The sequence below is a fragment of the Pseudomonas sp. Sample_11 genome (assembly GCF_004307505.1).
GTDB classification, from domain to species: domain Bacteria; phylum Pseudomonadota; class Gammaproteobacteria; order Pseudomonadales; family Pseudomonadaceae; genus Aquipseudomonas; species Aquipseudomonas atacamensis.
Map to the genome: position 1 here is coordinate 175,926 of NZ_RCOD01000027.1, position 24,002 is coordinate 199,927.

25 protein-coding genes are annotated in these 24,002 nt (G+C 60.9%); 14 read left to right on the forward strand and 11 right to left on the reverse strand.

Annotation, left to right across the window (positions count from 1 at the left end; genetic code table 11):
* Positions 1–154: 154 nt before the first annotated feature.
* A complete protein-coding gene (locus D8U60_RS06405; protein WP_073475410.1) occupies positions 155–1,069 on the forward strand; it encodes a LysR family transcriptional regulator in 915 nt (304 codons plus the stop codon).
* On the opposite strand, the gene D8U60_RS06410 is transcribed toward D8U60_RS06405, so the two are convergent.
* Both D8U60_RS06410 and D8U60_RS06415 read right to left on the reverse strand, forming a co-directional pair.
* Positions 1,070–1,495: a VOC family protein gene (locus D8U60_RS06410; RefSeq protein ID WP_024012539.1), complete on the reverse strand. Its 426-nt coding sequence runs from the start codon at positions 1,493–1,495 to the stop codon at positions 1,070–1,072.
* A gap of 164 nt (positions 1,496–1,659) precedes the next feature.
* Complete coding sequence (locus D8U60_RS06415) at positions 1,660–2,115, reverse strand: helix-turn-helix domain-containing protein (protein ID WP_122610155.1); 456 nt, start codon at positions 2,113–2,115, stop codon at positions 1,660–1,662.
* A 107-nt stretch (positions 2,116–2,222) separates the two neighbouring features.
* On the opposite strand from D8U60_RS06415, the gene D8U60_RS06420 reads away from it, so the two are divergent.
* Entirely contained in the window at positions 2,223–3,446 is a 1,224-nt protein-coding gene (locus D8U60_RS06420) for an MFS transporter (protein WP_130899748.1), read from the forward strand.
* A gap of 112 nt (positions 3,447–3,558) precedes the next feature.
* Here D8U60_RS06420 and D8U60_RS27605 read toward each other — a convergent pair whose 3' ends face one another.
* From D8U60_RS27605 to D8U60_RS06440, 5 genes are all read right to left on the reverse strand, one after another.
* The gene (locus D8U60_RS27605) at positions 3,559–3,705 is read right to left on the reverse strand and encodes a hypothetical protein (RefSeq protein WP_016774259.1); all 147 of its coding nucleotides are present in this window, start codon (positions 3,703–3,705) and stop codon (positions 3,559–3,561) included.
* A 108-nt stretch (positions 3,706–3,813) separates the two neighbouring features.
* On the reverse strand, positions 3,814–4,041 hold the full coding sequence (locus tag D8U60_RS06425) for a PLD nuclease N-terminal domain-containing protein (protein ID WP_024012535.1): 228 nt from the start codon (positions 4,039–4,041) through the stop codon (positions 3,814–3,816).
* An 86-nt stretch (positions 4,042–4,127) separates the two neighbouring features.
* Positions 4,128–4,583: a YetF domain-containing protein gene (locus tag D8U60_RS06430; protein WP_130899749.1), complete on the reverse strand. Its 456-nt coding sequence runs from the start codon at positions 4,581–4,583 to the stop codon at positions 4,128–4,130.
* 7 nt (positions 4,584–4,590) lie between these two features.
* Positions 4,591–5,109, reverse strand: a complete 519-nt coding sequence (locus tag D8U60_RS06435; RefSeq protein ID WP_130899750.1) for a hypothetical protein — start codon at positions 5,107–5,109, stop codon at positions 4,591–4,593.
* Positions 5,106–5,615 carry a CinA family protein gene (locus D8U60_RS06440; RefSeq protein ID WP_130899751.1) on the reverse strand — a complete coding sequence of 170 codons (510 nt, stop codon included), beginning with the start codon at positions 5,613–5,615 and terminating at the stop codon, positions 5,106–5,108. Before D8U60_RS06440 ends, D8U60_RS06435 begins: the two co-directional genes overlap by 4 nt.
* A 165-nt stretch (positions 5,616–5,780) precedes the next feature.
* On the opposite strand from D8U60_RS06440, the gene D8U60_RS06445 reads away from it, so the two are divergent.
* Complete coding sequence (locus tag D8U60_RS06445) at positions 5,781–8,162, forward strand: DUF3772 domain-containing protein (protein WP_130899752.1); 2,382 nt, start codon at positions 5,781–5,783, stop codon at positions 8,160–8,162.
* A gap of 5 nt (positions 8,163–8,167) precedes the next feature.
* Here D8U60_RS06445 and D8U60_RS06450 read toward each other — a convergent pair whose 3' ends face one another.
* Complete coding sequence (locus D8U60_RS06450; RefSeq protein ID WP_130899753.1) at positions 8,168–9,181, reverse strand: LacI family DNA-binding transcriptional regulator; 1,014 nt, start codon at positions 9,179–9,181, stop codon at positions 8,168–8,170.
* Between the two features lie 203 nt (positions 9,182–9,384).
* On the opposite strand from D8U60_RS06450, the gene D8U60_RS06455 reads away from it, so the two are divergent.
* Genes D8U60_RS06455 through D8U60_RS06465 form a run of 3 tightly spaced genes read left to right on the forward strand, consistent with a single transcriptional unit; the run spans position 9,385 to position 12,901 of the window.
* On the forward strand, positions 9,385–10,548 hold the full coding sequence (locus D8U60_RS06455) for a Gfo/Idh/MocA family oxidoreductase (protein WP_130899754.1): 1,164 nt from the start codon (positions 9,385–9,387) through the stop codon (positions 10,546–10,548).
* Positions 10,538–11,620, forward strand: coding sequence for a sugar phosphate isomerase/epimerase family protein (locus tag D8U60_RS06460; RefSeq protein ID WP_130899755.1), 1,083 nt, complete (start codon positions 10,538–10,540; stop codon positions 11,618–11,620). The genes D8U60_RS06455 and D8U60_RS06460 overlap by 11 nt, the downstream gene beginning before the upstream one ends.
* Before the next feature lie 42 nt (positions 11,621–11,662).
* Positions 11,663–12,901 (forward strand): nucleoside permease, encoded by a 1,239-nt coding sequence (locus D8U60_RS06465; RefSeq protein WP_122699058.1) that lies wholly within the window; start codon positions 11,663–11,665, stop codon positions 12,899–12,901.
* 79 nt (positions 12,902–12,980) lie between these two features.
* On the opposite strand, the gene D8U60_RS06470 is transcribed toward D8U60_RS06465, so the two are convergent.
* Complete coding sequence (locus D8U60_RS06470) at positions 12,981–13,277, reverse strand: hypothetical protein (RefSeq protein WP_024012526.1); 297 nt, start codon at positions 13,275–13,277, stop codon at positions 12,981–12,983.
* A gap of 1,030 nt (positions 13,278–14,307) precedes the next feature.
* On the opposite strand from D8U60_RS06470, the gene D8U60_RS06475 reads away from it, so the two are divergent.
* A complete protein-coding gene (locus D8U60_RS06475; protein ID WP_016774246.1) occupies positions 14,308–15,144 on the forward strand; it encodes an AraC family transcriptional regulator in 837 nt (278 codons plus the stop codon).
* Between the two features lie 54 nt (positions 15,145–15,198).
* On the forward strand, positions 15,199–15,795 hold the full coding sequence (locus D8U60_RS06480; RefSeq protein ID WP_130899756.1) for a LysE family translocator: 597 nt from the start codon (positions 15,199–15,201) through the stop codon (positions 15,793–15,795).
* On the opposite strand, the gene D8U60_RS06485 is transcribed toward D8U60_RS06480, so the two are convergent.
* Complete coding sequence (locus tag D8U60_RS06485; protein ID WP_130899757.1) at positions 15,792–16,562, reverse strand: AraC family transcriptional regulator; 771 nt, start codon at positions 16,560–16,562, stop codon at positions 15,792–15,794. The two genes, D8U60_RS06480 and D8U60_RS06485, sit on opposite strands and share 4 nt — an antisense overlap.
* A gap of 220 nt (positions 16,563–16,782) precedes the next feature.
* Here D8U60_RS06485 and D8U60_RS06490 point away from each other — a divergent pair, with 220 nt between their 5' ends.
* The 5 genes from D8U60_RS06490 (at position 16,783) to D8U60_RS06510 (ending at position 23,258) form a co-directional block, all read left to right on the forward strand.
* Positions 16,783–18,408: an APC family permease gene (locus D8U60_RS06490; protein WP_130899758.1), complete on the forward strand. Its 1,626-nt coding sequence runs from the start codon at positions 16,783–16,785 to the stop codon at positions 18,406–18,408.
* A 22-nt stretch (positions 18,409–18,430) separates the two neighbouring features.
* Entirely contained in the window at positions 18,431–19,357 is a 927-nt protein-coding gene (locus tag D8U60_RS06495) for a 4-hydroxyproline epimerase (protein ID WP_130899759.1), read from the forward strand.
* A 54-nt stretch (positions 19,358–19,411) separates the two neighbouring features.
* Positions 19,412–20,359, forward strand: a complete 948-nt coding sequence (locus D8U60_RS06500) for a dihydrodipicolinate synthase family protein (protein WP_016774241.1) — start codon at positions 19,412–19,414, stop codon at positions 20,357–20,359.
* A 63-nt stretch (positions 20,360–20,422) separates the two neighbouring features.
* A complete protein-coding gene (locus tag D8U60_RS06505) occupies positions 20,423–22,015 on the forward strand; it encodes an aldehyde dehydrogenase (NADP(+)) (RefSeq protein WP_130899760.1) in 1,593 nt (530 codons plus the stop codon).
* A complete protein-coding gene (locus D8U60_RS06510; RefSeq protein ID WP_130899761.1) occupies positions 22,005–23,258 on the forward strand; it encodes an FAD-dependent oxidoreductase in 1,254 nt (417 codons plus the stop codon). The genes D8U60_RS06505 and D8U60_RS06510 overlap by 11 nt, the downstream gene beginning before the upstream one ends.
* Here D8U60_RS06510 and D8U60_RS06515 read toward each other — a convergent pair.
* Positions 23,255–23,464, reverse strand: coding sequence for a DUF2945 domain-containing protein (locus D8U60_RS06515; protein WP_122507430.1), 210 nt, complete (start codon positions 23,462–23,464; stop codon positions 23,255–23,257). The genes D8U60_RS06510 and D8U60_RS06515 overlap by 4 nt on opposite strands.
* 164 nt (positions 23,465–23,628) lie before the next feature.
* Between D8U60_RS06515 and D8U60_RS06520 the strand changes: the two genes are divergently transcribed.
* A complete protein-coding gene (locus D8U60_RS06520; protein ID WP_122880088.1) occupies positions 23,629–23,856 on the forward strand; it encodes a hypothetical protein in 228 nt (75 codons plus the stop codon).
* Positions 23,857–24,002 lie beyond the last annotated feature (146 nt).

Genomic DNA, 24,002 nt, shown 5'->3' on the forward strand with positions numbered 1-24,002 from the left:
GGGACAGATGCACAGAGAGAATCGGCCCCGGCGTTCGAAGACGCGGGGTCATCCTTGAATGTTTTTAACGATGAAACAAATTGGCAACCATCGCTTTTTTCGATGGCAAAGACGCGGCACAATCGCCGTCTCGCTCAACCTCGGAGTACACCGCGTGCGCTTCTCACTCGATCAGTTGCTGATGTTCGTCCAAGTGGTGAAAAGCGGCTCGTTCTCCGCCGCCGGGCGCAAGCTGGGCAAGACGCAGTCGACCATCAGCGCAGCGATCGCCAATCTGGAAACCGACCTTGGCGTCGAGCTGTTCGACCGCAGCAATCGCAGCCCTGCCCTCACCGCCAGCGGGCATAAATTACTGGTGCAGGCAGAAGCGGTACTGGAGCGCTGCATGACCTTCGAGGCTCACGCTGATTGCCTCTCGGATAGCGTCGAACCGAGTCTGACCCTGGCGATTGAAACGCCGTACGGCCCGATCATGCCAGTGCTGCAAGCGTTCGAGCAGGCCTTCCCGTTTGTCGATCTGATCATTCGTCACCCGGTCTACGGCGATGTCAGCGAACTGGTCAGCAGTGGCGAGGCGGTGCTGGGGGTGGCGTTTTCGCAACCGGGCTATCCTCGGGAACTGGCGTTCCAGCAACTGGGCAAACTGATCATGCTGCACGTCTGCCATCCCGATCATCCGCTGGCGAAACTGGACAACGTCACGTTCGACGATTTGCACGTGCACCGGCGCCTGGCGTTCAGTGCGCACGCCAGCAAACTGCCGAGCAGTGAATACCTGCGTTCGACGCAGCTGTGGCAAGCGGAAAGCTATCTGGCCCTGCTGGAAATGGTCCGCGCCGGCCTCGGCTGGGCGACCTTGCCGCGCCAACTTATCCAGCGTGAACTGGGCAATGGCGAACTGGTCGAGTTGCAGCTGTCGGCGTACCCGCATACGGACTGGCAAATCGGCGTCGACCTATTGTGGGCGCGCCAACGGCCCTTGGGCACGGCCGAGCGCTGGCTGAAGGAGAAGCTGCAGGCCACCAAGGTTTATGAACGCGATCGCAACGGCCAGATAACTACGCTGTGATCATTTGGCAAACACCTGACTCATGTCCTTGAATGCCTTGAATTCCAGCGCATTGCCGCAGGGATCGAGTAGAAACATGGTCGCCTGTTCGCCGACCTGACCCTTGAATCGAATGTAGGGCTCGATCACAAATTGCGTGCCGAATGACTTCAGCCGCTCGGCCAGTGCCTCCCATTGCTCCCACTGCAAAATGATGCCGAAGTGCGGGACCGGTACGTCGTGACCGTCTACCGGGTTACTATTAATGCTTTGCTGGGCAGCCGTTTTCGGCTGTTCGTGGATCACCAATTGGTGGCCGTAGAAGTTGAAGTCGACCCATTGCGCGCTGGACCGGCCCTCCTCCAGGCCGAACACTTCACCGTAAAAACGCCGGCAAGCGGCAAGATCGTAGACCGGGATGGCGAGGTGGAAAGGTGAAAGGCTCATCAGGCACTCCGGTAATCGCGTTGCTGGAAATATGGCAACGGCGCACCGCTGCTGATCAAGGATCGAAAACAGCCTAGATCAAAAACCCGGCGGTTGCCGACTCGACTTTTCATGCCATGGAGATAGCGCGGCTGTGAATACACGCCACGGCTATCTGCCCGGCTTCATTGCCGGCGCGTCACCACTTTTCGGTGACAGTCCGCCGGGGCCAGCACCGCGCCCGCTCTGGAGCGCACAACGATTGTCTCAACGGGCTCGGCCCGTGCGTTGTCGAGCAGAATCGAATGCTCCTCGCCTTCCGCGAACAGGAAGCGCTCGCCCCACTGCCGCAGGCTGACGACGATGGGGAACACCGCGCGGCCCATGTCGGTGAGCACGTATTCCTTGTAGGCGCTGCCATCGGACGCGGGCTGAATCTGCAACACGCCGAGCTCGACGAGCATTTTCAGTTTGACCGTGAGGATGTTCTTGGCCAGGCCCAGACGTTTCTGGAATTCGCTGAAACGGCGCACGTCGTCGAACGCATCGCGAATGATCATCAAGGCCCAGCGATCGCCAATGGCTTCGAGGGTTCGGGCCACCGGGCATTCGCTCTGCGCCAATGTTTGTTGTCGGGCCATGTGATTCCTGATGGATCGGCTATTGAATGTGGTTGCATTTAACAACCCGAATGAATAAAGATCAACGCATCGGTTTCAATTCAAAACCACACTAAGAGGAAGCAAGGATGAAGTGCCAGACGCGAACCCTGGTCAATGCGCAAGCCGCAGCTGACAGCGCAACGACCGGGCTGAGTCGTTTGCAGACTTTTCTCTTTGCAATCACCTGCGCCATGGCGGTGGCCAATGTTTACTTCGCACAGCCATTGCTGGAATCGATGGCCGCCAGCCTCGGGGTTTCACCGGGGGCGATCGGCGTTGTGGTCACGGCCACGCAAGCCGGGTATGCGGTCGGGCTGCTGTTCATTGTGCCGCTGGGTGATCTGCTCGATCGAAAGAAACTCATCGTCAGCCAACTGTTGTTGTCTGCAACGGCGCTGTGTGCCGTGGGCCTGTCCGAGAGCTGGGGAGTGCTGCTCGGCGCCATGATGCTGGTGGGATTGCTGGCGGTGGTGGTGCAAGTGGTGGTCGCCTGCACCGCCAGCCTTGCTCGCCCGCAGCAGCGCGGCGCCGCCGTAGGTACCGTCACCAGTGGCGTGGTACTGGGCATTTTGCTGGCGCGTTTCGTTTCCGGCGTAGTGGCTGATCTGGCCGGATGGCGCGGCGTGTATTTTGTCTCGGCAGTCATGATGATCGGCTTGGCCCTGCTGTTATGGCGCACCCTGCCCGCCTCGGCAAAACCGCCCGCACAGGGCAGCTATCGGCAATTGCTGCGCTCGATGTTCCAACTTTTTTTGACTGAGCGGGTATTGCGCATCAGAGGCATCTTCGCCCTGCTGATCTTCGCCGCCTTCAGTGTGTTGTGGACGTCGATGGTGCTGCCGCTCAGCGCCCCGCCCCTGTCGTTGTCCCACACGCAGATCGGCCTGTTTGGTCTGGCCGGAGTGGCGGGCGCGCTCGCCGCCGCACGGGCTGGGCGCCTGGCCGATCGCGGCTTGGGCAATCGCACCACCGGCATCGCCTTGGCGCTGCTGACGCTGTCCTGGCTGCCCATCGCATTTGTCGACAGTTCGCTGCTGGCGATGGCCGTCGGAGTGATCCTCCTAGACTTCGCCGTGCAAGCGGTGCACGTCACCAACCAAAGCCTGATCTTCGCCGCACGGCCCGATGCGCAGAGCCGACTGGTCGGTGCGTATATGTGCTTTTACTCGGTGGGCAGTGGCTTGGGCGCTATCGCGGCGACGTATACCTATGCGCAATCAGGCTGGGTGGCGGTGTGTTTTCTCGGAGGCGGGATCAGTGCTGTGGCTTTACTGTATTGGGCATGGCTGGAATACCGTTACTCGAACTGAACCAGTGCGGGAGCGAGCCTGCTCGCGAAGACGGAGCATCAGTCAGCACCGAATTGTCTGACCCGACGCCTTCGCGAGCAGGCTCGCTCCCACAGGGATTATTGGCCAGCAGTCACTTGCCCTCCTCAGGCTTCTCGGTCTGCATCTGCACCGACGGCTTGCTCTTGTCACCGTCCTTGTTGGGTGCATCGTTGGAATCGAAGCAGCCGCTCAACAGAAACATCGAGCAGAACCCCAGACATACGCAGATTTTTTTCATGACGATCTCCTGTCAGCAGTGGTATCGCTACCCGGTTCAAGCTTGACCTAGCATCGTTTACCTTCTTCCGGGATGTGCGCAAATTCATTGTAGGAGTGCATCGGGCTCTCAACCCTTACTGTGCTCCGGCGACGAAGGCCCTTCCTTGACGCCGCGCGGGCCGGCGATGCCCCACACGATCAGGCCGAGCACCGGGAATACAATCAGGCCGATCGCCCAGGCGGCTTTGACGCCGACGCTTTTGTTGCTGCGAAACACACTGACAATCGCCCACAGATCGACCAGCAGAATGATCACCGCCACGGCGATGGAGAAGTAACTGGCTGCCTCGTTCATTTCGCAATCCTCCGATGACTTGTAAGCATTGGGCTGTGAGGCTTTTTCAGCGTTCAAAAAAATTGCGGCCGTGCGGCGTCAAAGGTTCAGCCGCCTTCCGGATCCTGGCGGATCACGGAAATCTTGCCGTTGCGCTCGATGATTGCGAATTTGATCTGGTCGATGGTTTCTATGCCCTGACTGGAGCGCGCCGCCTCCATGACATCCGCCTCGACCAGCCGCGCATGGCGCAGGCGTCGGTGCAACAGCTTGCCATTCTCGACAATGATCGTCGGCTCGCCATCGATCAGCCGCGACACCCAACTGGAACGCTGTTTGAGCAGGGAAAAACCAACATCCACAGCGATCAGCGTAATGATCACCAGAAACGCATTGGTCAGAGAAAAATCATCACCGAGCAGCGCTTGCTGGGTGGCTTCACCGATGATCATCAGCAGAACGAAATCAAACGTCGTCAACTCGGCCAGCGAACGCCGGCCGGCAATTTTGAACAGCACAATCAGTGCCAGATACATCGCGAGTGCGCGCAACACCGAGTCCATGGGTCACCTATGGATAAATGAATTGAGTGAGCTTCACTTCGCTCGAGCCCGGCACGCGGATTTGGCTGCGAAACAGGCCCAATCCGTCACCGCGCAGCGTCACATAGAGCGTCGCCTGGCCCTGGGCATCAGCCTGCAACCACAAGCGCATGCCCTGCTTTGAGCTGCGCATACGCACGGGCGCCGGTTGCATGGTTTCGACGCTGAAGCCATCGAGCATCTCGCCGCCGATGTCAAGTTCGACAGTGGCTTCAGGCACCGTGTGCACGCTGAGTTTCAGCGGGTTGGTCGAGCCGTTGCGGTGGAACATCTCGTACTCGACCTGGACTTTGCCATCGGCGCTGCGGGCGTCCTGCGAACTGAGCACGCCACGGGAAAACAGCCCCAACAGACCCAGCAGCATGCACAGCACCAGCAGATACCAACCAATGTGCTCGAAGCGCCAGACCTTCAACTGATAGGCCATGTCCTCCTGCACCGGGAACTGCCGACTGCGCAGATCGGGATGCTCAGCGTCGTGCTTCATCGGCGCCACCCTCCTTCGCCGCGCAACGCGCGACGGTGATAGTCCGGCAACTGCTGCAGGGCGAATTCAGAAGCGAGGGTCTGCACTTCACTGCGCGATCCGGCAAACCATTGCTGGGTGCTGAACAGAAAATGTTTGTCATCGAACTGGAATGCCCAGGCAAAACACACCGTACCGGCCTTGATGCCGTCCATATCGTCGGGGCCGAGAATGCCGGTGGTGGCGACGGCAACGTTGGCGGTGCTGTCGCGCAACGCACCGATGGCCATTTCACTGGCCACTTCCACGCTGGTCAGATTGAAGGTATCCATGGTCGCCGGGCTGACGTGCAGCAGGCGCTGCTTGGCTTGCGGCGAATAGACCACATAGCCGCACTCGATCAACTCGCCGCTGCCGGGCACCTCCGACAGCAACATGACGATCTCCCCGGCCGTGCAGGATTCGGCGGTGGTGATGATCAATGAATGTTGGCGCAGGTATTCAATCGTTTCCTTGGCAGTGGACATGGCATGCTCTCGAAGCTGTTATTGCCGGTTGACCGCTCGCTGCGCGGATCATTCCGGCGGATTGGATGAGCGTGTAAGCGACTCTTGCAGAGAAAGTTTTCCGCCCCGTTCGGCGCGATCACCTACCCTCATAGACTGTGTGATCCACTCGAGCCCGCCGCCCCCATGCGCTGTTCATTCAAGTCGTTGTTTTTGATTCTGTTGCTGCTACTGATGCCGGGCAGCGCTGCGTTGTGGGCGGCGGATGTTGCCGCGCCGGCGAACTCAGGCGCAGCGCCAATGCCGGTGATTTCGCAAAGCGATCTGCAAGCCCTGCAACAACGCCTCGACGGGCTCAAGCAGCAGATTTCGGCGGCAAACAATTACAACCAGCTCGAAGGCCCGCAGGATCGGGTGCAGGCGTTCATTCTCGATGTCGATCGGTTGTCGGCAGCGCTGTTGCCGCAACAGGCGCAACTGGCGGTGCAACTGGGCGTGCTCGGCACGGCGCCCGACGCCGAGGTGGCCGCCGAGCAAGCCGATATCGTCGCGCAGCGGGCGGCGCTGGCGGAGCAGAAAAGCAAGGTCGATGGCACGCTGAAAAGCCTCGCCGCACTGAAACAGAACGCCGCCGACCTGATCACGCAAATCGCCGGCATCCGCCGCACCCTGCTGGAAAGCGAACTGACCCTGAGCACCCGCAGCGTATTGAGCCCGTATTTCTGGGCACCGCTGGTCAATCCAAGCGAAGACGACCGCCAGCGCCTGCGACTGTTCGTCGAGCAGGTGGCTGACGTATGGGCCACGGTCTGGGCGCCGGGCGAGCGCTTCTACACCTGCGTGCTGGTGTTGTTGGCGCTGCTGATCTGGACCTTCGGCCGACGTCTGGCTGAGCGCGGGCTGACCTGGTTCTGCATTCATCGCGTGGCGGAGGGCCGACTGCGCAGAAGCGCCTTGGCCTTCGCCTCAGCTATCGCGACGTTCGTCACCACCGCCATCGCCCTGAAGCTGTTGTTCTACGCCTGCACCCGCCACGACGCACTGCCGCCGGTGCTGGAAACCTTCTCCGAAGAGTTCGAGAAAGTCGTCTATGCCTGCGTGCTGATCACCGGCCTCAGCCGCGCATTGCTCTCAACCGCGCACCCGTCCTGGCGCCTGCCGTCGATTGCCGATCCAGTGGCGCTGGCCCTCAAGCCTTATCCGCGAATCCTCGCCTGCTCGTTGCTGGTGTTGGTGACGCTGGTGCAAGTCGCCAATGCCACAGGCATGAGCAGCCACATCGTGATGGCCGGGCGCGGCGTGATTTCCATTGTGGTGTTGGCGATCATCGGCACGATGCTGTTGCGCGTCGGCAAAGTGCGCAAGGCTTTGGTCGCAGCCAATGACGCGTCGGCTACGAACAGCGTGTTCGCCGGGCTGATTTACAGCGTCGCCAGTCTCTCGATGTTGGTGACGGCCATTGCCCTGCTGGCCGGCTATGTTTCGCTGGCACGGTTCATCAGTTATGAGCTGGTGTGGGGCTATGTCGTGCTGTCGGGCTTCTACTTGCTGATTCAGCTGGTCAAGGACGCCTGTGAGCACCTGTTTTCGCCGAAACACGCGAGCGGCCAGGCGCTCAAGCAATTGCTCGGCGTCAGCGATCGGCGCCTTGAGCAGACGTCGATCCTGTTGTCCGGGGTCAGCCGCGCCGGTCTGATGCTGATGGCGCTGATTTCGTTGTTTGTCGGCGGCATCGGCACCACGCTTGGCCAACTGGTCACCAACATCATGTCGATTCTTGGCGGCGCCGGTTTGCGCAAGCTGAATATCGTCCCGGCGCATCTGCTCAACGCGCTGCTGGCACTGCTGATCGGTATCTGGCTGATCCGTGCATTGAGCCGCTGGCTCGACAACGAGTTCCTGCCCAAGACCGACATGGACCCGGGCATGTGCGCGTCACTGAGCACGCTGTTTTCCAACATCGGCTACGCCTTTGTGATTCTGCTGACGCTGTCGTCGCTGGGCGTGCAGTGGACCAATCTGGCGTGGATCGTCAGTGCGCTATCCGTGGGTATCGGCTTTGGCTTGCAGGAAATCGTAAAGAACTTCGTCTCCGGCCTGATTCTGCTCACCGAGCGCCCGGTGAAAGTCGGCGACCTGATCAGCATCAGCGGCGTCGAGGGCGACATCCGCCGGATCAACGTGCGCGCCACGGAAATCCAGCTCAGCGACCGCTCGATCGTGATCGTGCCCAACTCGCAACTTATCTCGCAGAACCTGCGCAACGTTACCCTCGGCGGCAGTGCTCAGGGCGTGGCATCGCTGGAGCTGGTGTTTCCGTTGGATATCGATCCTGAGCAGGTCAAACAACTGCTGCTGGATGCGTATCACGAGAACGAAACCATCCTCGATAAACCGGCGCCGTTCGTGCGTTTCAGCAAATTGTCGCCGGACGGCATAACCCTCACGGTCACCGGCTATGTCGGCAGCCCGAGGATTGTCGGGCTGACCAAGAGCGATTTGTTGTTTGAAGTGTTGAAGCGGTTGGGCGCGGCGGGGATTGCGCTGGCGAAGCCGCCAGCGGCGTGATTCGGTTAGCGCTTGCCCAAGTTGTCGATGCGGGCCGCGCTGCTGCGTGGCGTCAGCTCGAACGGCAGGACGACATGCCGCTCTGTCAGCGGCTGTTTTTCGATCAGGGCAATCAGCATCTCGACTGCTTTGGTCCCGAAGGCTTCGGCTGGTTGCGAGATGGTGGTCAGCGGCGGATCACAGTACGCAGCCATCGGAATGTCATCGAAACCCACCACTGAAATATCCTCGGGCACACGCAGCCCGGCCTGCCGGATGCGCTTGAGCGCACCAATGGCCATTTCATCGTTTTCGCAGAACAGCGCGCTCGGCCGCTCGGCCAATGCGAGCATCTTTTGCGCGCCGGCAAAACCGGCCTCGAGGCTGAAATTGCCATGGCAGATCAGTGCTTCATCGAAGGCAATCCCGGCTTCGCGCAATGCCGCTTCGTAACCTGCCAGTCGATCCAGGGTCAGCGGGCTGTTTTTCGAGCCTTTGATCAGGCCCATGCGTCGGTGTCCCAAGGCGATCAGGTGTTCGGTCATGGCTTTGGCGGCGGCGACGTTGTCCAGGCTGATGGTTGGATAACGCCCGGCCTTGATCACTTCGCAGGCGTTAACGATCGGCGGCACATCGGCGTCGGCCGGGGCGTTTTCGAAAGGATCGTAAGCGCGCAACTGGATCACTCCGTCGGCCTGATAGGCGTAAACCAGCTCGGCGAATTGTCGCTCCAGTTCTTCCCGGCCCTGGGTGTCGCACAGCAGCAGGCGATAACCGGCCGCCTGCGCCGCTTGCTGCGCGCCGCTGATGACGCGGGCGAAGAAGGTATTGGCGATGGTCGGCACCAGAATCACCAGATTGCCGGTGCGCCGCGAACGAAACTGCACGGCCATCAGGTTCGGCCGATAGCCGGCCTGCTCCACGGCGGCCATGACGCGCTCACGGGTTGGCGCGAGCACACGCTCGGGCGATTTCAAAGTCCTCGAAACCGTCGCCACGGAAACCCCGGCCAGCCGAGCCACTTCGCGAATATTGGACAAAACCACCTCGTTGATTCATGCCGATCAGGCGCGGAGCTTACCGCAGGCGACGAGCGATCGAAACGCTGTCGATCATCCGCTGACATTTGACACCCGGCTAATTCAAGCCTAGATTTCGCCCACGATGTAACCGGTTACATCGCTCATCAACATTGCATCCAGCTACCGAGACGACTGCCATGTACGCTGCCGCAAAAATAAGAATGGGTTTTGTTGGAGGCGGTGAAGGTTCATTCATTGCCCGTGCCCACCGGCAAGCCGCCGGCCTCGACGGACGCTTCGAACTGGTCTGTGGCGCGTTCAGCCGCGACTCGGAGAATAATCAGCGCACCGCTGCGGCCTTGGGTGTCGCGGTCGAGCGTTGTTACGACGATTGGCAAACCCTGCTCGCCCGCGAGGCCGCCCTGCCCGCCGAGCAGCGCATGCAACTGCTGGTCATTGTCACCCCCAATCATCTGCACGCACCGATTGCCCGTGAGGCATTGAGCGCCGGTTTTCATGTGTTCAGCGAGAAACCCGCGGCGCTGAACCTCGCCGAGGTGCAGGCGCTGCACTCGGTGGTCATCAACAGCCAGCGAATTTACGGGCTGGCGCACACCTACCTCGGCTACGCGATGGTCTGGCAGGCCCGCGAAATGGTCGCCAGCGGCGTGCTCGGGCGCGTGCGCAAAGTCCTCGTCGAGTACCCGCAAGGCTGGCTCAGCACCGATGTCGCCGGGCAAGGCAACAAGCAGGCCGGCTGGCGCGACGACCCGACGCAATCCGGGATCGGCGGCTGCATCGGCGACATCGGCACCCATGCGTTTTCCCTCGCCGAGTTCGTTGCCGGCCAGTCGATCCAGTTCATCAGCGCAATGCTCGGCTCGCATGTCGAGGGTCGGCAACTGGATGACGATGTCGCGATGCTGTTCAAAATGCGCGACGGCGCCAGTGGTGTATTGCTCGCCAGCCAGGTCTGCGCCGGTGAGGAAAACCCGCTGAAGATCCGCGTCTACGGGGACAAGGGCGGCCTGGAATGGCGTCAAGAGGAACCGGCCAGCCTGACTCATCGACCGTTGAACGAGCCGATGCGCGTTCTGCGCTCCGGAGTCGGTCAGCCGTGGCTGTGTGCCGCCGCAACCCAACGCATGCGCCTGCCTGCGGGGCATCCCGAAGGTTATCTGGAAGCCATGGCCAACCTGTACGGCGATCTCGCCGAAGCGATTGTGCATGGCGCCGAGGGCCATCAGGCTCCGGGCGTACCGGGCATCGAGACCGGCTTGCGCGGCATGGCCTTCATTGAAACCGCGATCGCCAACCACCTCGGCAATGAAAAGTGGAGCGAGATCCCCGGCCCACTGACAGGAGCCCAGCACAATGAACAGTGATCAGCAAAATTCGACTGGCCTGAAAGGTCCGGGGATTTTTCTCGCGCAATTCATCGCCGACCAAGCGCCTTTCGACTCCCTCGCCAACATCGCCGAATGGGCCGCCTCGCAAGGCTACAAAGCCATTCAGGTACCGACCCTCGGCACACGGTTCATCGATTTGCAGCGCGCCGCTGAGAGCCAGGATTACTGCGACGAACTCATCGCCGTCTGCGCCCGCGCGGGTGTGGTGATCAGTGAGCTGTCGACGCACCTGCAAGGGCAATTGGTCGCTGTGCATCCGGCGTTCGACAGTCTGTTCGACGACTTCGCCCCGCCCGCGCTGCGCGGCAAGCCGCAGGAGCGCACCGAGTGGGCCATTGAGCAGTTGAAACTGGCCGCCCGTGCCAGCCAGCGTTTGGGACTTACGGCCCATGCGACCTTCTCCGGCGCCCTCCTCTGGCCTTATGTCTATCCATGGCCACAGCGTCCGGCCGGTTTGGTCGAGCAAGGTTTCGCCGAACTGGGCAAGCGCTGGCTGCCGATTCTCGACTGCTTCGAAGAGGCCGGCGTTGATCTGTGCTACGAAATCCATCCCGGCGAAGACTTGCATGACGGCGCGTCGTTCGAACAGTTTCTCGAAGCGGTGAATCATCACCCTCGCGCCGCAATCCTCTACGACCCGAGCCACCTGCTGCTGCAGCAAATGGACTACCTCGGCTTCATCGACCGTTACCACCAACGCATCCGCATGTTCCACGTCAAGGATGCCGAATTCCGCCCCGATGCGCGCTCCGGCGTCTACGGCGGGTATCAGGGCTGGGTCGAGCGTCCCGGGCGCTTTCGCTCGCTGGGCGATGGCCAGATCGATTTCAAATCGATCTTCAGCAAATTGTGCCAATACGACTTCAACGGCTGGGCCGTGCTGGAGTGGGAATGCTGCCTGAAAGACTCCGCACAGGGCGCGGCGGAAGGCGCGGCGTTCATCGAGCGACACATGATCAGCAAGACCGCCAAGGCCTTCGACGATTTCGCCGGGGTCAGCGCCGATGCCGCTTCCAACCGGCGCCTGCTCGGCCTGACTGACGATTGATTCATCCGCGTTACCGACATAAAAACAATACGGTGATCTGAAATGAACGTAATGAATGCGCGACTCAGCGTGATGATGTTTTTGCAGTTCTTTATCTGGGGCGGCTGGTTCGTCACCCTCGGCACTTTTCTGGCGACAACGCTGGCTGCCAGCGGCGGCCAGGTCGGCATGGCCTTCGCCACGCAATCCTGGGGCGCGATTCTGGCGCCGTTTGTCATTGGCTTGATTGCCGACCGGTTCTTCAATGCCGAACGCATTCTGGCAGTGCTGCATCTGCTTGGCGCAGTGTTGCTCTATCAGCTCTATCGCGCGGCAGACTTCAGCGCGTTTTATCCCTATGTGCTCGCCTACATGATGGTCTACATGCCGACATTGGCACTGGTGAACGCCGTGGCGTTCCGCCAGATCAAAGACCCGGCGCTGGAGTTCTCGCGCATTCGCGTGTGGGGCACGGTGGGCTGGATCGTCGCCGGCGTGGTGATCAGCTTCGTGTTCGCCTGGGACTCGCAGCAAAGCATCGCGGCCGGAGGCTTGCGCAATACGTTCCTGATGTCCGCCGTCGCGTCGCTGTTGCTGGGGCTTTACAGCTTCAGTCTGCCGAACACTGCGCCGTTGAAAAGCGCAGCGGGCACATCAAGCCTCAAGCAGATGCTCGGCGTCGATGCCTTGGGTTTGCTCAAGGATCGCAGCTATCTGGTGTTCTTCCTCGCCTCGATCCTGATCTGCATTCCGCTGGCGTTCTATTACCAGAATGCCAATCCGTTTCTGGCCGAGATAGGCGTGACCAACCCGACAGCGAAGATGGCGATCGGTCAGGTATCGGAAGTGCTGTTCATGTTGCTGTTGCCGCTGTTCATCCATCGCTTCGGCATCAAGATCGCCCTGCTGGTCGGCATGGCTGCCTGGGCGTTGCGCTACGTGCTGTTTGCCTTCGGCAATAACGACGATCAGGCATTCATGCTGCTGATCGGCATTGCACTGCACGGGGTGTGCTATGACTTCTTCTTCGTGTCCGGGCAAATCTACACCGATGCCAAGGCACCGGAACGCTTCCGCAGCTCGGCGCAAGGTTTGATCACCTTGGCTACGTACGGATTGGGCATGTTGATTGGTTTCTGGATCGCGGGACGGATTACCGACCACTTCACATCAAGCGCAGGGCATGACTGGAGAAGCATCTGGCTGTTCCCCGCCGGTTTTTCCGTGGCGGTATTGCTGTGTTTCTGGGCGACATTCAAGAGCCGCGATCGCGACAAGGCCGTGCTGCCGAGTGCGGTTTAGAGCAGAGTTGTAAAGCGTGAATAGAGCGAATGCCGCCTGTGGTTGAGGCGGCATTCGTTATCGATGCTCATCGTTGCGCTCAAGCGGTGCGACGTTCGAGCAGACGGTCAGCGCCACCTTCGGCGACCCGATTGCCTTGCAGATGATCGGAGCCATCAGAGGCTACTGCATCGCTGAACAGCGGGTCGGTTTCGGTCGCAGCGACTGCATCGCTGAACAATGGATCGGTTTCGGTTGCGGCTACTGCATCGCTGAACAAGCGGTCTGTTTGAGTGGAGGCGACCGCGTCGCTGAACAGTGGATCGGTTTCGGTGGCGGCGAAGGCATTCAGTGCAAAAACCGAGAAAGCGATACCGAGAATAGTCTGGCGTTTCATGATGATGTGCTCCGAGTTGCAGTGGTTGGGTATGGAGCCGATCTTACGCCGCACCGTGGATATGAGAACTTCATTGACTTAATGGTTGTTATTGACGCAATCAATGGATGATCGAGCATGAGCCGCTATTGGATCGATCTTCATGCTGTTGCTTACGTCATTAAGCGAAACGCCCTACAAAGTCGAAAGCATAAAACCGACAATCTCGTTTTTGACAGTTTTGTGCACACAAAAAAAAGACCCGTATCAGTCGAAACCGAAACGGGTCTTTCCCCACTTAGACGACCTTATTTCAAGTTGTCAAAGTGGTCTCGCAGGAACTCGTAAAAGCGCAAGGCTTTCAACAATCTCCATACAAGGCTCAGCGTACGCAGCAGAAGCTTCATACGTTTTGGCCTCCAGGGCTGGCGGCCAAACCTCCAGCAAACTTACCGGACCATGCGTGCCTTCAGCCTACATGTTGGTGTAGCTAGTAAGGCGGCCGGTTGAAATCCCTCCGAGACATCATTCCGGCGCGGGTGCGAATCCGCGTCAGAGGGCGTGAAACCTTTTGCGCCCCCAGCCAAACCTCACAGCTCTACCAACAAGATGAGCGCAGGCATCTTAACGCAGAAATCAGAAGAGAAAACCCGAGTAGCCAAGGTTATTCTGCGGCTACGCCTGAACCTTTGTAAAACCGTATTTCTGACAATGTTTATTGACAGACCTGAATTCAGTTACATGCGTTGGACGTTCCGAAAAAACCTCGCACATCACGCTAAACCTTCGTTGCACTGACGGGATAAACTCAATACCATGCGCGGACATGTTGGTGTGGCTAGTGAAGCACATGGCCTCGGCTCCAAACCGAGGATTGAAAAACCGCCCCGCGAAGGCGGTTTTTTTTCGTCTGCGTTTTGTGGTCCCACCCCATCCAGGACACATTGCCTGACTCGATCCCCCTGCGCACCTGCACAAATCTTCTAAACACTCTCCTCCCCCACGCGGTATTTTAGAAACGCCCTGCTCAAACCGCCCTTGGAGTGCTCCCATGGACAAACGCAACTGGATCTCTCTCTCCCAGGATGTCGATACCGGGATCGAGTCGATTCGTGCGCATTTCCGTGGGCATGCCTACGATCCGCACTGGCATGACAGTTTTCTCGTCGGCGTTACCGAGCAAGGCGTGCAGCAGTTCAATTGCCGTCGTGTGCGTCATCGCAGTACGCCGGGGCATGTGTTTCTGCTTGAGCCGGGTGAAATCCACGATGGCCATGCGCCGACCGAGGATGGCTTCACCTACTCGATGCTGTATCTGGATCCGCACTGGCTGGAGCGCGAGCTGCACGCGCTGTTCGAAGAGGCACCGGCCGACAGTCAGCCAGGCTTTGCCGACACCCTGAGCCACGATCCGCGCCTGTCGACTGCGATCGTGCAAGCCTTCCACGCGTTACATGACGGCGATCTGCGCATCGTCCGGCAGACTGCGCTGGATGGCCTGCTGGCGTCCCTCACCCGCCATCTCGACTGGCGCAAGCGTCAGGACTTCGATCCGCGCCTGCCACTGGTTGCGCAGGTTGCGCGCGACTATCTGCATGCCCACACTTATGAAGACATCGGCCTCGACGACCTTGCGCAAGCCTGTGGCGTTGATCGCTTTCGCCTGACCCGCGCGTTCAAGGCCGCTTTCGGTCTGGCACCCCACGCCTACCTGATCCAACTGCGACTGGCCAAGGCGCGGCAATTGCTCGCGCGCGGCGAGACGCCAGCGCAGGTGGCCAGCGTGCTTGGTTTTGCCGATCAGAGTCATCTGGGGCGCTGGTTCCGCCGCGCCTATCAATTGACCCCGGCGGACTACCGCAGACGCTGCTCAAATCTTCCAGACTGAGGCCCGCCCGCTGACGATCATGGTGTCCTGTTTCGACTTTCAGGAATTTGCACCATGGCTTCTTTACTGCCCTTTCTGCTGTTTGCTTTCGTCGCCTCGATCACGCCGGGGCCGACCAATATTCTGGTGCTGAGCCACAGTTCGCGGCGCGGATTGATTGCCACGTTGCCGATCATTTTCGGCGCCTGTGCGGCGGCGGCGCTGATTGTGCTGGTGGTCGGGCTCGGCGCTGGCGAAACCCTGTTGCGCTTTCCGCGCGTGCAGCAAGCCATGGCTTGGGCTGGTGTGCTCTGGTTGAGCTGGCTGGCGTGGCAGATCTTTCGCAGCCCGCCGCCATCGCTGGACCCGAATGCCGCCCAGGAACAAGGCTTGAGCGTATTCGGCGCGGCGCTGCTGCAACTGGTCAATCCGAAGGTGTGGATGATGGCTGTGGCGGTGGTCAGCGTATTCGTTGGCGGCGGCGACAAGACCCTGCGCCTGCTGGTGTTGTCGCTGGCATTTCTGCTGGTGTCGCTGCCGTGCATGACGCTCTGGGCGCTGCTTGGCGTCGGCAGCACGCGGTTGCTCAGCTCACCGCAAGCGTTCAAGCGAATGAACGCGGCACTGGCCCTTCTTCTGCTGCTCTCGGCCTGGCTGGCCGTGTTGGTCTAATGCCCGGTGGCTTGCCGGTATTCGCGTGGTGTAAACCCGGTCGAGGCCTTGAACTGACGGGTGAAAGCGCTGTGATCGGTGTAGCCGCATTGCAGCGCAACCTCGGTAATCGGCAAGTCGCTGTGCAGCAATCGATGCGCGTGTTCCAGGCGGACTTTCTGAATCATCTGCCGTGGTGTCAGGTGGAAAACGCGTTTGCAGTAGCGTTCCAGTTGCGCCACGGAAATCCCGGCGATCCGCGTCAGTTCACCCAGCGTCACCCGCCGGTTGAAGTTGCCGCGGATGTATTCATCGACAGCCGCCAGGCGCTCGAACGCCGGGTGGGTTTCGCTGGCTGACTGCAGATCCACCGAGATCCCCACCAGGCCGATGATCAGCCCTTCACGATCGTAGATGGGTCGTTTGTGGGTCAGGCACCAGCCCGGTTCGCGACTGCCATACAGGTGCAGTTCGAGCTGATCCTCCAACACGAAACCTTCCTCCAGCACCTTGCGATCCTGCTCGGTGTAACCCGGCCCCAACTGCGCCGGGAATACCTGCGCACTGGTTTTGCCGAGCAATGGGCGCAGGTCTTTCAAGCCACAACGCTGCACCAGCGTGCGGTTGGCCAGCACATAGCGCGCGTGCAGATCCTTGATGAAGATCGCCGCATTGGGGATCACATCGAGTATCGGCAACAGCTGCGCGGCACCCGCGACCATCGCTTCGAGGGTCTGCGGACGCAGGCCGTCAATGCCTTGGCACAGGATCGAAAACCCAGGCTGCATGAAAAATCTCCTTTGCGATGAAGCGCCAGAAACGCCGTCCGCGAGCAGAGTGCAGCAACGTCGCGGCCCTGTCGAGGCCGCGGATCCATCGGCGCCATTGTGCTGAATTCGTCATCGATCCCGGCATAAAACATCAATCGCCGCCGCCGTCGACCCGTGCAAAGTCTGCTCGTCCCCGTGACACAACTGCCTATCCAATAACTCACAAGAAGGCGATGCCATGTCAGGCCAAGGCAAGTTCAAAAAACAGCTTTCATTGATCGACCTCACCTTTATCGGACTCGGCGCGATCTTCGGCTCCGGCTGGTTGTTCGCCGCCAGCCATGTCTCGGCGATTGCCGGTCCGGCGGGGATTTTCTCCTGGTTGCTGGGCGGTTTCGCCGTGTTGCTGCTGGGCATCGTCTATTGCGAACTGGGTGCGGCATTGCCCCGCGCTGGCGGCGTGGTGCGCTACCCGGTTTATTCCCACGGCCCGCTGCTCGGCTACCTGATGGGCTTCATTACGCTGATTGCGTTTTCCAGTCTGGTAGCGATCGAAGTGGTCGCCTCGCGCCAATACGCGGCGGCGTGGTTTCCCGGCCTGACCAAGGCTGGCAGTGGCGATCCGACGATCCTCGGCTGGCTGGTGCAGTTCGGCCTGCTCTGCGTGTTTTTCCTGCTCAACTACCGCAGCGTGAAGACCTTCGCCAAGGCCAACAATCTGGTCAGCGTGTTCAAATTCATCGTGCCGTTGCTGGTGATCGGCGTGCTGTTCACTTTCTTCAAACCGGAGAACTTTCAGGTTCAGGGATTCGCCCCGTTCGGCTTGTCGGGCGTCGAGATGGCGGTCTCCGCCGGCGGAATCATCTTTGCCTACCTGGGCCTGACGCCGATCATTTCCGTGGCCAGCGAAGTGAAAAATCCACAGCGCACCATTCCCATCGCGCTGATTCTCTCGGTGCTGCTGTCGACTCTGATCTACGTGCTGCTGCAAATGGCCTTTCTCGGCAGCATCCCGACTGAGATGCTCGCCAACGGCTGGGCCGGTATCAGCAAGGAATTCGCCCTGCCCTATCGCGACATCGCCCTGGCGCTCGGTGTCGGCTGGCTGGCGTATCTGGTGGTCGCCGATGCGGTGATCTCGCCGAGCGGCTGCGGCAACATTTACATGAACGCAACGCCGCGCGTGATCTACGGCTGGGCGCAGACCGGCACTTTCTTCAAGGTCTTCACCCACATCGATGAAAAGTCCGGCATCCCGCGTCCGGCGCTGTGGCTGACTTTCGCCCTGTCGGTGTTCTGGACCCTGCCATTCCCGTCGTGGGAAGCGCTGATCAACGTGGTCTCCGCCGCGCTGGTGTTGAGCTATGCGGTAGCGCCCGTATCGGTTGCGGCGCTGCGGCGCAATGCGCCGGACATGCCGCGCCCGTTCCGGGTCAAGAGCATGGGCCTGCTCGGGCCGGTGTCGTTCATCATCGCCGCGCTGATCGTTTACTGGTCGGGCTGGAACACCGTGTCGTGGCTGCTCGGCCTGCAAATCCTGATGTTTGTCATCTACCTGTTCTGCGGTCGCTTTGTGCCCACTGCACACCTGAGTCTGGCGCGTCAGGTGCGCTCATCGGCGTGGCTGATCGCCTTCTACGCGGTAACCATCGTGCTGTCGAAACTTGGCACCTTCGGTGGCCTGGGCATCCTTGCCCATCCGTTCGACACGATCGTCGTCGCCGCTTGCGCCACCGGTATTTACTACTGGGGCGCAGCGACCGGCGTGCCTGCCCATCTGCTGCGCCTGGACGACGAGGACGAAGAAAGCGACAGCCCTGCGCCCTCGTCCACCGTCACCGCCCGCCCTGCCGGCGCCTACTGAAATCATCCAACGGGATCTCTTCATGAAACGAGTACACGTCATTGATTCCCACACCGGCGGCGAGCCGACGCGACTGGTAATGAGCGGCTTCCCCGAGCTGTCCGGCAACAGCATGGTCGAGAAACGCGATGCCCTGCGCAGCCAGCACGATCAGTGGCGCCGCGCCTGTCTGCTCGAGCCACGCGGCAACGATGTGCTGGTCGGCGCGCTCTATTGCCAACCGGTGTCGCCTGATGCCACCTGCGGGGTGATCTTCTTCAACAACGCCGGATACCTGGGCATGTGCGGCCACGGCACCATCGGCCTGATCAATTCGTTGCAGCATCTGGGGAAAATCCAGCCGGGCGTGCACAAGATCGACACGCCGGTGGGACAAGTCAGCGCGACTTTGCATGACGATGGCTCGGTCACCCTGGGCAACGTGCCCGCCTACCGCTATCGCAAACAGGTACCGGTGGAGGTGCCGGGTTATGGCCGCGTGGTCGGCGATATCGCCTATGGCGGCAACTGGTTTTATCTGGTCTCCGAGCATGGCCAGAGGTTAACGATGGACAACGTCGAACACCTGACTGCGTACACTTGGGCGATGCTCAAGGCGCTGGAAGACCAAGGCATTTGTGGCGAAGACGGCGCGGTCATCGACCACATCGAACTGTTCGCCGATGACGATCAGGCCGACAGCCGCAACTTCGTCATGTGTCCCGGCAAAGCCTACGACCGCTCACCGTGCGGCACCGGCACCAGCGCCAAACTTGCCTGCCTGGCCGCCGACGACAAGTTGCAAGCGGGCGCGCCATGGATCCAGGCGAGCATTACCGGCAGCCAGTTCGAAGGCCGCTTCGAATGGGAAGGTGAACGCATTCGCCCGTTCATCACCGGCCGCGCCTACATGACCGCCGACAGCACCTTGCTGATCGACGACAGCGACCCGTTCGCGTGGGGCATCTGAGCCGCCACGCCGTTTTTTCACTACGAATCAAACGAAATGCCAAGGAGTTGAATCATGAGCGACAACATCTTCACCGGTTGCATGCCGGCCCTGATGACCCCGTGCACCGCCCAGCGCAAACCTGATTTCGATGCGCTGGTGGCCAAGGGACGCGAGCTGATCGATGTCGGCATGAGCGCCGTGGTCTACTGCGGCTCGATGGGCGACTGGCCGCTGCTGACTGAAGCCGAGCGCCAGGAAGGCGTGGCGCGCCTGGTCGCTGCCGGGGTGCCGACCATCGTCGGCACTGGTGCAGTGAATACCCGGGAAGCGGTTTCCCACGCAGCGCATGCGGCGAAAGTCGGCGCGCAAGGCTTGATGGTCATTCCGCGCGTGCTGTCCCGTGGCGCTTCGGCGACGGCGCAAAAGGCCCACTTCGCCGCGATCCTGCAAGCCGCGCCGAACTTGCCGGCGGTGATCTACAACAGCCCTTACTACGGCTTCGCCACCCGCGCCGATCTGTTTTTCGAACTGCGCCGTGAATACCCGAACCTGATCGGCTTCAAGGAGTTCGGCGGCGGCGCGGACCTGCGCTACGCGGCCGAGAACATCACCTCCAAGGATGACGACGTGACCCTGATGGTCGGCGTCGACACGCAAGTGGTGCACGGCTTCGTCAACTGCAACGCCACCGGCGCCATTACCGGCATCGGCAACGCCCTGCCCCGCGAAGTGCTGCAACTGGTAGCGCTGAGCAAGCAGGCCGCGCAAGGCGACGCCAAGGCCCGGCGCCAGGCGCGGGAGCTGGAGTCGGCGCTGGCGGTGCTGTCCTCGTTCGACGAAGGTTGCGATCTGGTGCTGTATTACAAGCATCTGATGGTGCTCAACGGCGACAAGGAATACACCCTGCACTTCAATGAAACCGACGTGCTGAGCGACTCGCAACGGCGCTATGCCGAGAAGCAGTATTCGCTGTTCCGTCACTGGTACGAAAACTGGTCCGCCGAGCAGAACTTCGCCTGACCGCCACCTGCCGCGAGTCATCACGATTCGCGGCAGGCCTCGCTCATTTCACAGGAAGACACCATGACTCTGACGGGCAACATGCTGATCGGCCAACAATCCGTGACGGGCCATCGTCCAGCCTTTCGCGGGATTGATCCGGCGACCAACCAGGCACTTGAACCGCAGTACGCCGGGGCGTCAGCCGAACAGGTGGAACAGGCGTGCGCCCTGGCCTGGACGGCGCAAGACGCGTACCGCGAAACCAGCCTGAGCACCCGTGCGGCATTTCTCGAAAGCATTGCCGAACACATCGAAAACCTTGGCGATGAACTGATCGAACGCGCCCACGCCGAAACCGGTCTGCCGCCTGCACGCCTTCAGGGCGAACGTGGCCGCACCTGCTCGCAATTGCGCCTGTTCGCCCGCACGGTGCGCGCGGGTGAATGGCTGGACGTGCGCGTCGACAGTGCGCAACCGCAACGCCAGCCACTGCCGCGCTCCGACTTGCGCCAGCGGCAGATTGCCTTGGGGCCGGTCGCGGTGTTCGGCGCGAGCAACTTTCCGCTGGCATTTTCCGTGGCCGGTGGCGACACCGCTGCGGCATTGGCGGCTGGTTGCCCGGTGATCGTCAAGGCGCACAGCGCCCATCCCGGCACCAGCGAACTGGTCGGCCGCGCAGTGGCGCAAGCGGTCAAAGCCTGCGCTCTGCCCGAGGGCGTGTTTTCCTTATTGTTCGATTCTGGCTACGAAGTCGGCATCGCATTGGTCAGCGACTGGCGCATCAAAGCCGCTGGTTTCACCGGCTCGCGCACTGGCGGTCTGGCCTTGATGAAAGCTGCGCAAGCGCGGGCCGAGCCGATCCCGGTGTATGCGGAAATGAGCTCGATCAACCCGGTTTTGCTGTTTCCCGCCGCGCTGGAAAATCGCGCGCAGGCGCTGGCCGAAGGGTTTGTCGCGTCGCTGACACTGGGCGCCGGGCAGTTCTGCACCAACCCGGGATTGCTGATTGCCCGCAAAGGCCCGGCACTCGACGGGTTCCTCAGCGCGGTGGCTGAACTGATCCCGCGCAGCGCGGCGCAAACCATGCTCACGCCCGGCATCTTCGGTGCCTATCAAGCAGGCGTGACGGCACTGCAAGGCAATCCCCGTGCACGCGCGGTAGCGGTTGGCCAAGTCGGCGGCGGCCCGAATCAGTGTCAGGCGCATGTCTTCACCACCGATGCAGCGGATTTTCTTGCCGATCAAAGCTTGCAAGCCGAGGTCTTCGGCGCGACAGCGCTGATCGTGCAATGCAGCAGTGACGAAGAAATCCGTCAGGTCTGCGCACATCTGGAAGGCCAACTGACCGCGACCCTGCACATGGATGACGCCGACCTTGCACTGGCGCGCACGTTGTTGCCAACCCTCGAGCGCAAGGCCGGGCGCTTGCTCGTCAATGGCTGGCCGACCGGCGTGGAAGTCTGCGATGCGATGGTGCATGGCGGGCCTTACCCGGCAACCTCGGATGCGCGCAGCACCTCGGTGGGCACTGCGGCGATCCTGCGTTTCCTGCGGCCGGTGTGCTATCAGGATTTCCCCGACAGCTTGCTGCCGACGGCGCTGCAACAGACCAATTCGCTCAACCTTCGGCGCTTGCTCGATGGCCACCGGGAAGCGACACGCCATGGCGAATAATCCTTCGCACGACATCGCCGTGGTCGGCGCCGGGATCATTGGCGTGGCTTGCGCACTGCGCCTGGCCCGCCAGGGTTTGCGCGTGGTGGTCATCGATCAGCAGGAACCGGGGCATGGCGCTTCGTTCGGCAACGCCGGACATCTGGCCACCGAGCAGGTATTTCCGATCGCTGATGTTTCGATCCTCAAGCGCTTGCCAGCCATGCTCATGGACCCGATGGGGCCGCTGCGCCTGGACTGGAAATACCTGCCGCGCGCCCTGCCGTGGTTCACCCGGTTATTGCTGAATCTGCGGCCTGAGCCTTTTCAGAAAACAGTCGCCGGCCTGCGCGCGCTCAATGAAAGCAGCCTGGATGCGTGGCAGCGCTTGCTCAGCGATATCCAGCGCCCGGATCTGCTCAAGGTTGACGGCTCGTTACTGGTCTTCGAAACACCTGAATCCCGTCAGGCCATCGAAGCTTTGCAGGCACGCCTGCATCAGCAGCAGGTGCCGGTGGATTACTGGCAGGCCGGGGCGATCCGCGAAACGGCGCCACAGCTCAGCGAGAAAATTCAGGGCGGACTGTTTTTCCCGCGCACCGGGCATTTCCTTGATCCCTATCGGGTGGTCTGCGCACTGGTCGAAGCGGCTCGCAGCAGCGGTGTGAGTTTTCTCCAGCAGCAGGTTCAGGGCGGCTACGTGCAGGAAAACGGCGTCTTATTGATAACGGGCAACGGCGGTGTGACGGCCAGCCGCGTGTTACTGGCCTGCGGTGCGCATTCGGCGAAACTGACTGCCGCGCTGACCGGCAAGCAAGTACCGTTGGACACCGAGCGTGGCTATCACCTGATGCTGCCGCACGAGCATGATCGCCTGCCCTTCCCCGTCACCTCGCTGGAACGCAAATTCATCATGACGCCGATGCGCGATGGGCTGCGCCTGGCCGGCACGGTCGAATTCGCCGGGCTGGAGCGGCCAGCGAACATGGCGCGCGCCTGGCAGTTGCAGCGTTTGAGCCAAGGCCTGTTTCGCAAGGATCTGAACGCTGATGGCGCGACACCGTGGATGGGCTTTCGCCCGTCGCTGCCGGATTCCCTGCCGGTGATCGATCAGGTTTGCGCCGGCAAGGTCTTGCTTGCCTTCGGTCATCAGCATCTAGGCCTGACTCAAGCGGCGCTGACGGCGGAATTGATCGGGCAGATGGTCTCAGGCGCGGCTCTCGCGCTGCCGAGTGTCGACGCCTACCGACTGGCACGTTTCTAAGCGTGCTTCAGCGCGTCGCCGTGATGCATGGCCAGGTGGCCGGTCTTGTCGCTCTTGACCTCGTACTGCGGCGCGTCTTTCGAAGCCGGCCGGTGGCGACCCATGAACTCGGTATCGCGAGTGTGCACCTTGACCACTTTGCCGTGGATCTCGCCGGCCTCGGAATTCCAGCGCACCGCTTCGCCGACTTTGAATGAACTGCTCATCATTGCGTCCTCGCCTCTGGCTGTTGGTTTATGGAGCCGCGCGCGTCGGAGAAATTCCGCTTTTTTGCGAGGCGACCGAAGGCAGGCAAAAAAATCGAACGGCGAAAATCGCCCGCACCTCCAACCTGCACAAGCCGTAGAAAACGGCCATGACGAGGTGTGAGATGAATAACGATCAAGGCAAGCAAGGTGACGATCCGCTCCCAACCACGCCCGACCCGCTGAGTCCGGGGCGTACCGAGGTCGATCCGATGAAGGAACGCGGCATCGACGAACTGCCCGACAACGAAGGCGAAATCCCGCTGGATGATGAAAGTACCGGCCTGGATCCGGAGCGCGTACGTCAGGAAACCGATAACGCCGAAATGGACGATCAGCCCAATCCGCGTTGAGCCTGAACAGGCAGCCGTCGCCATACGGCTGCCTTTCGGTTGCGCAATCAACAGCAGAATCAGGCAAGCATTTCACAGAAATGCACTACTTCGCGCTCCAACCCAGGCGCAACAATGGGCGTCCGACAACCCATGGAGGATGCTCA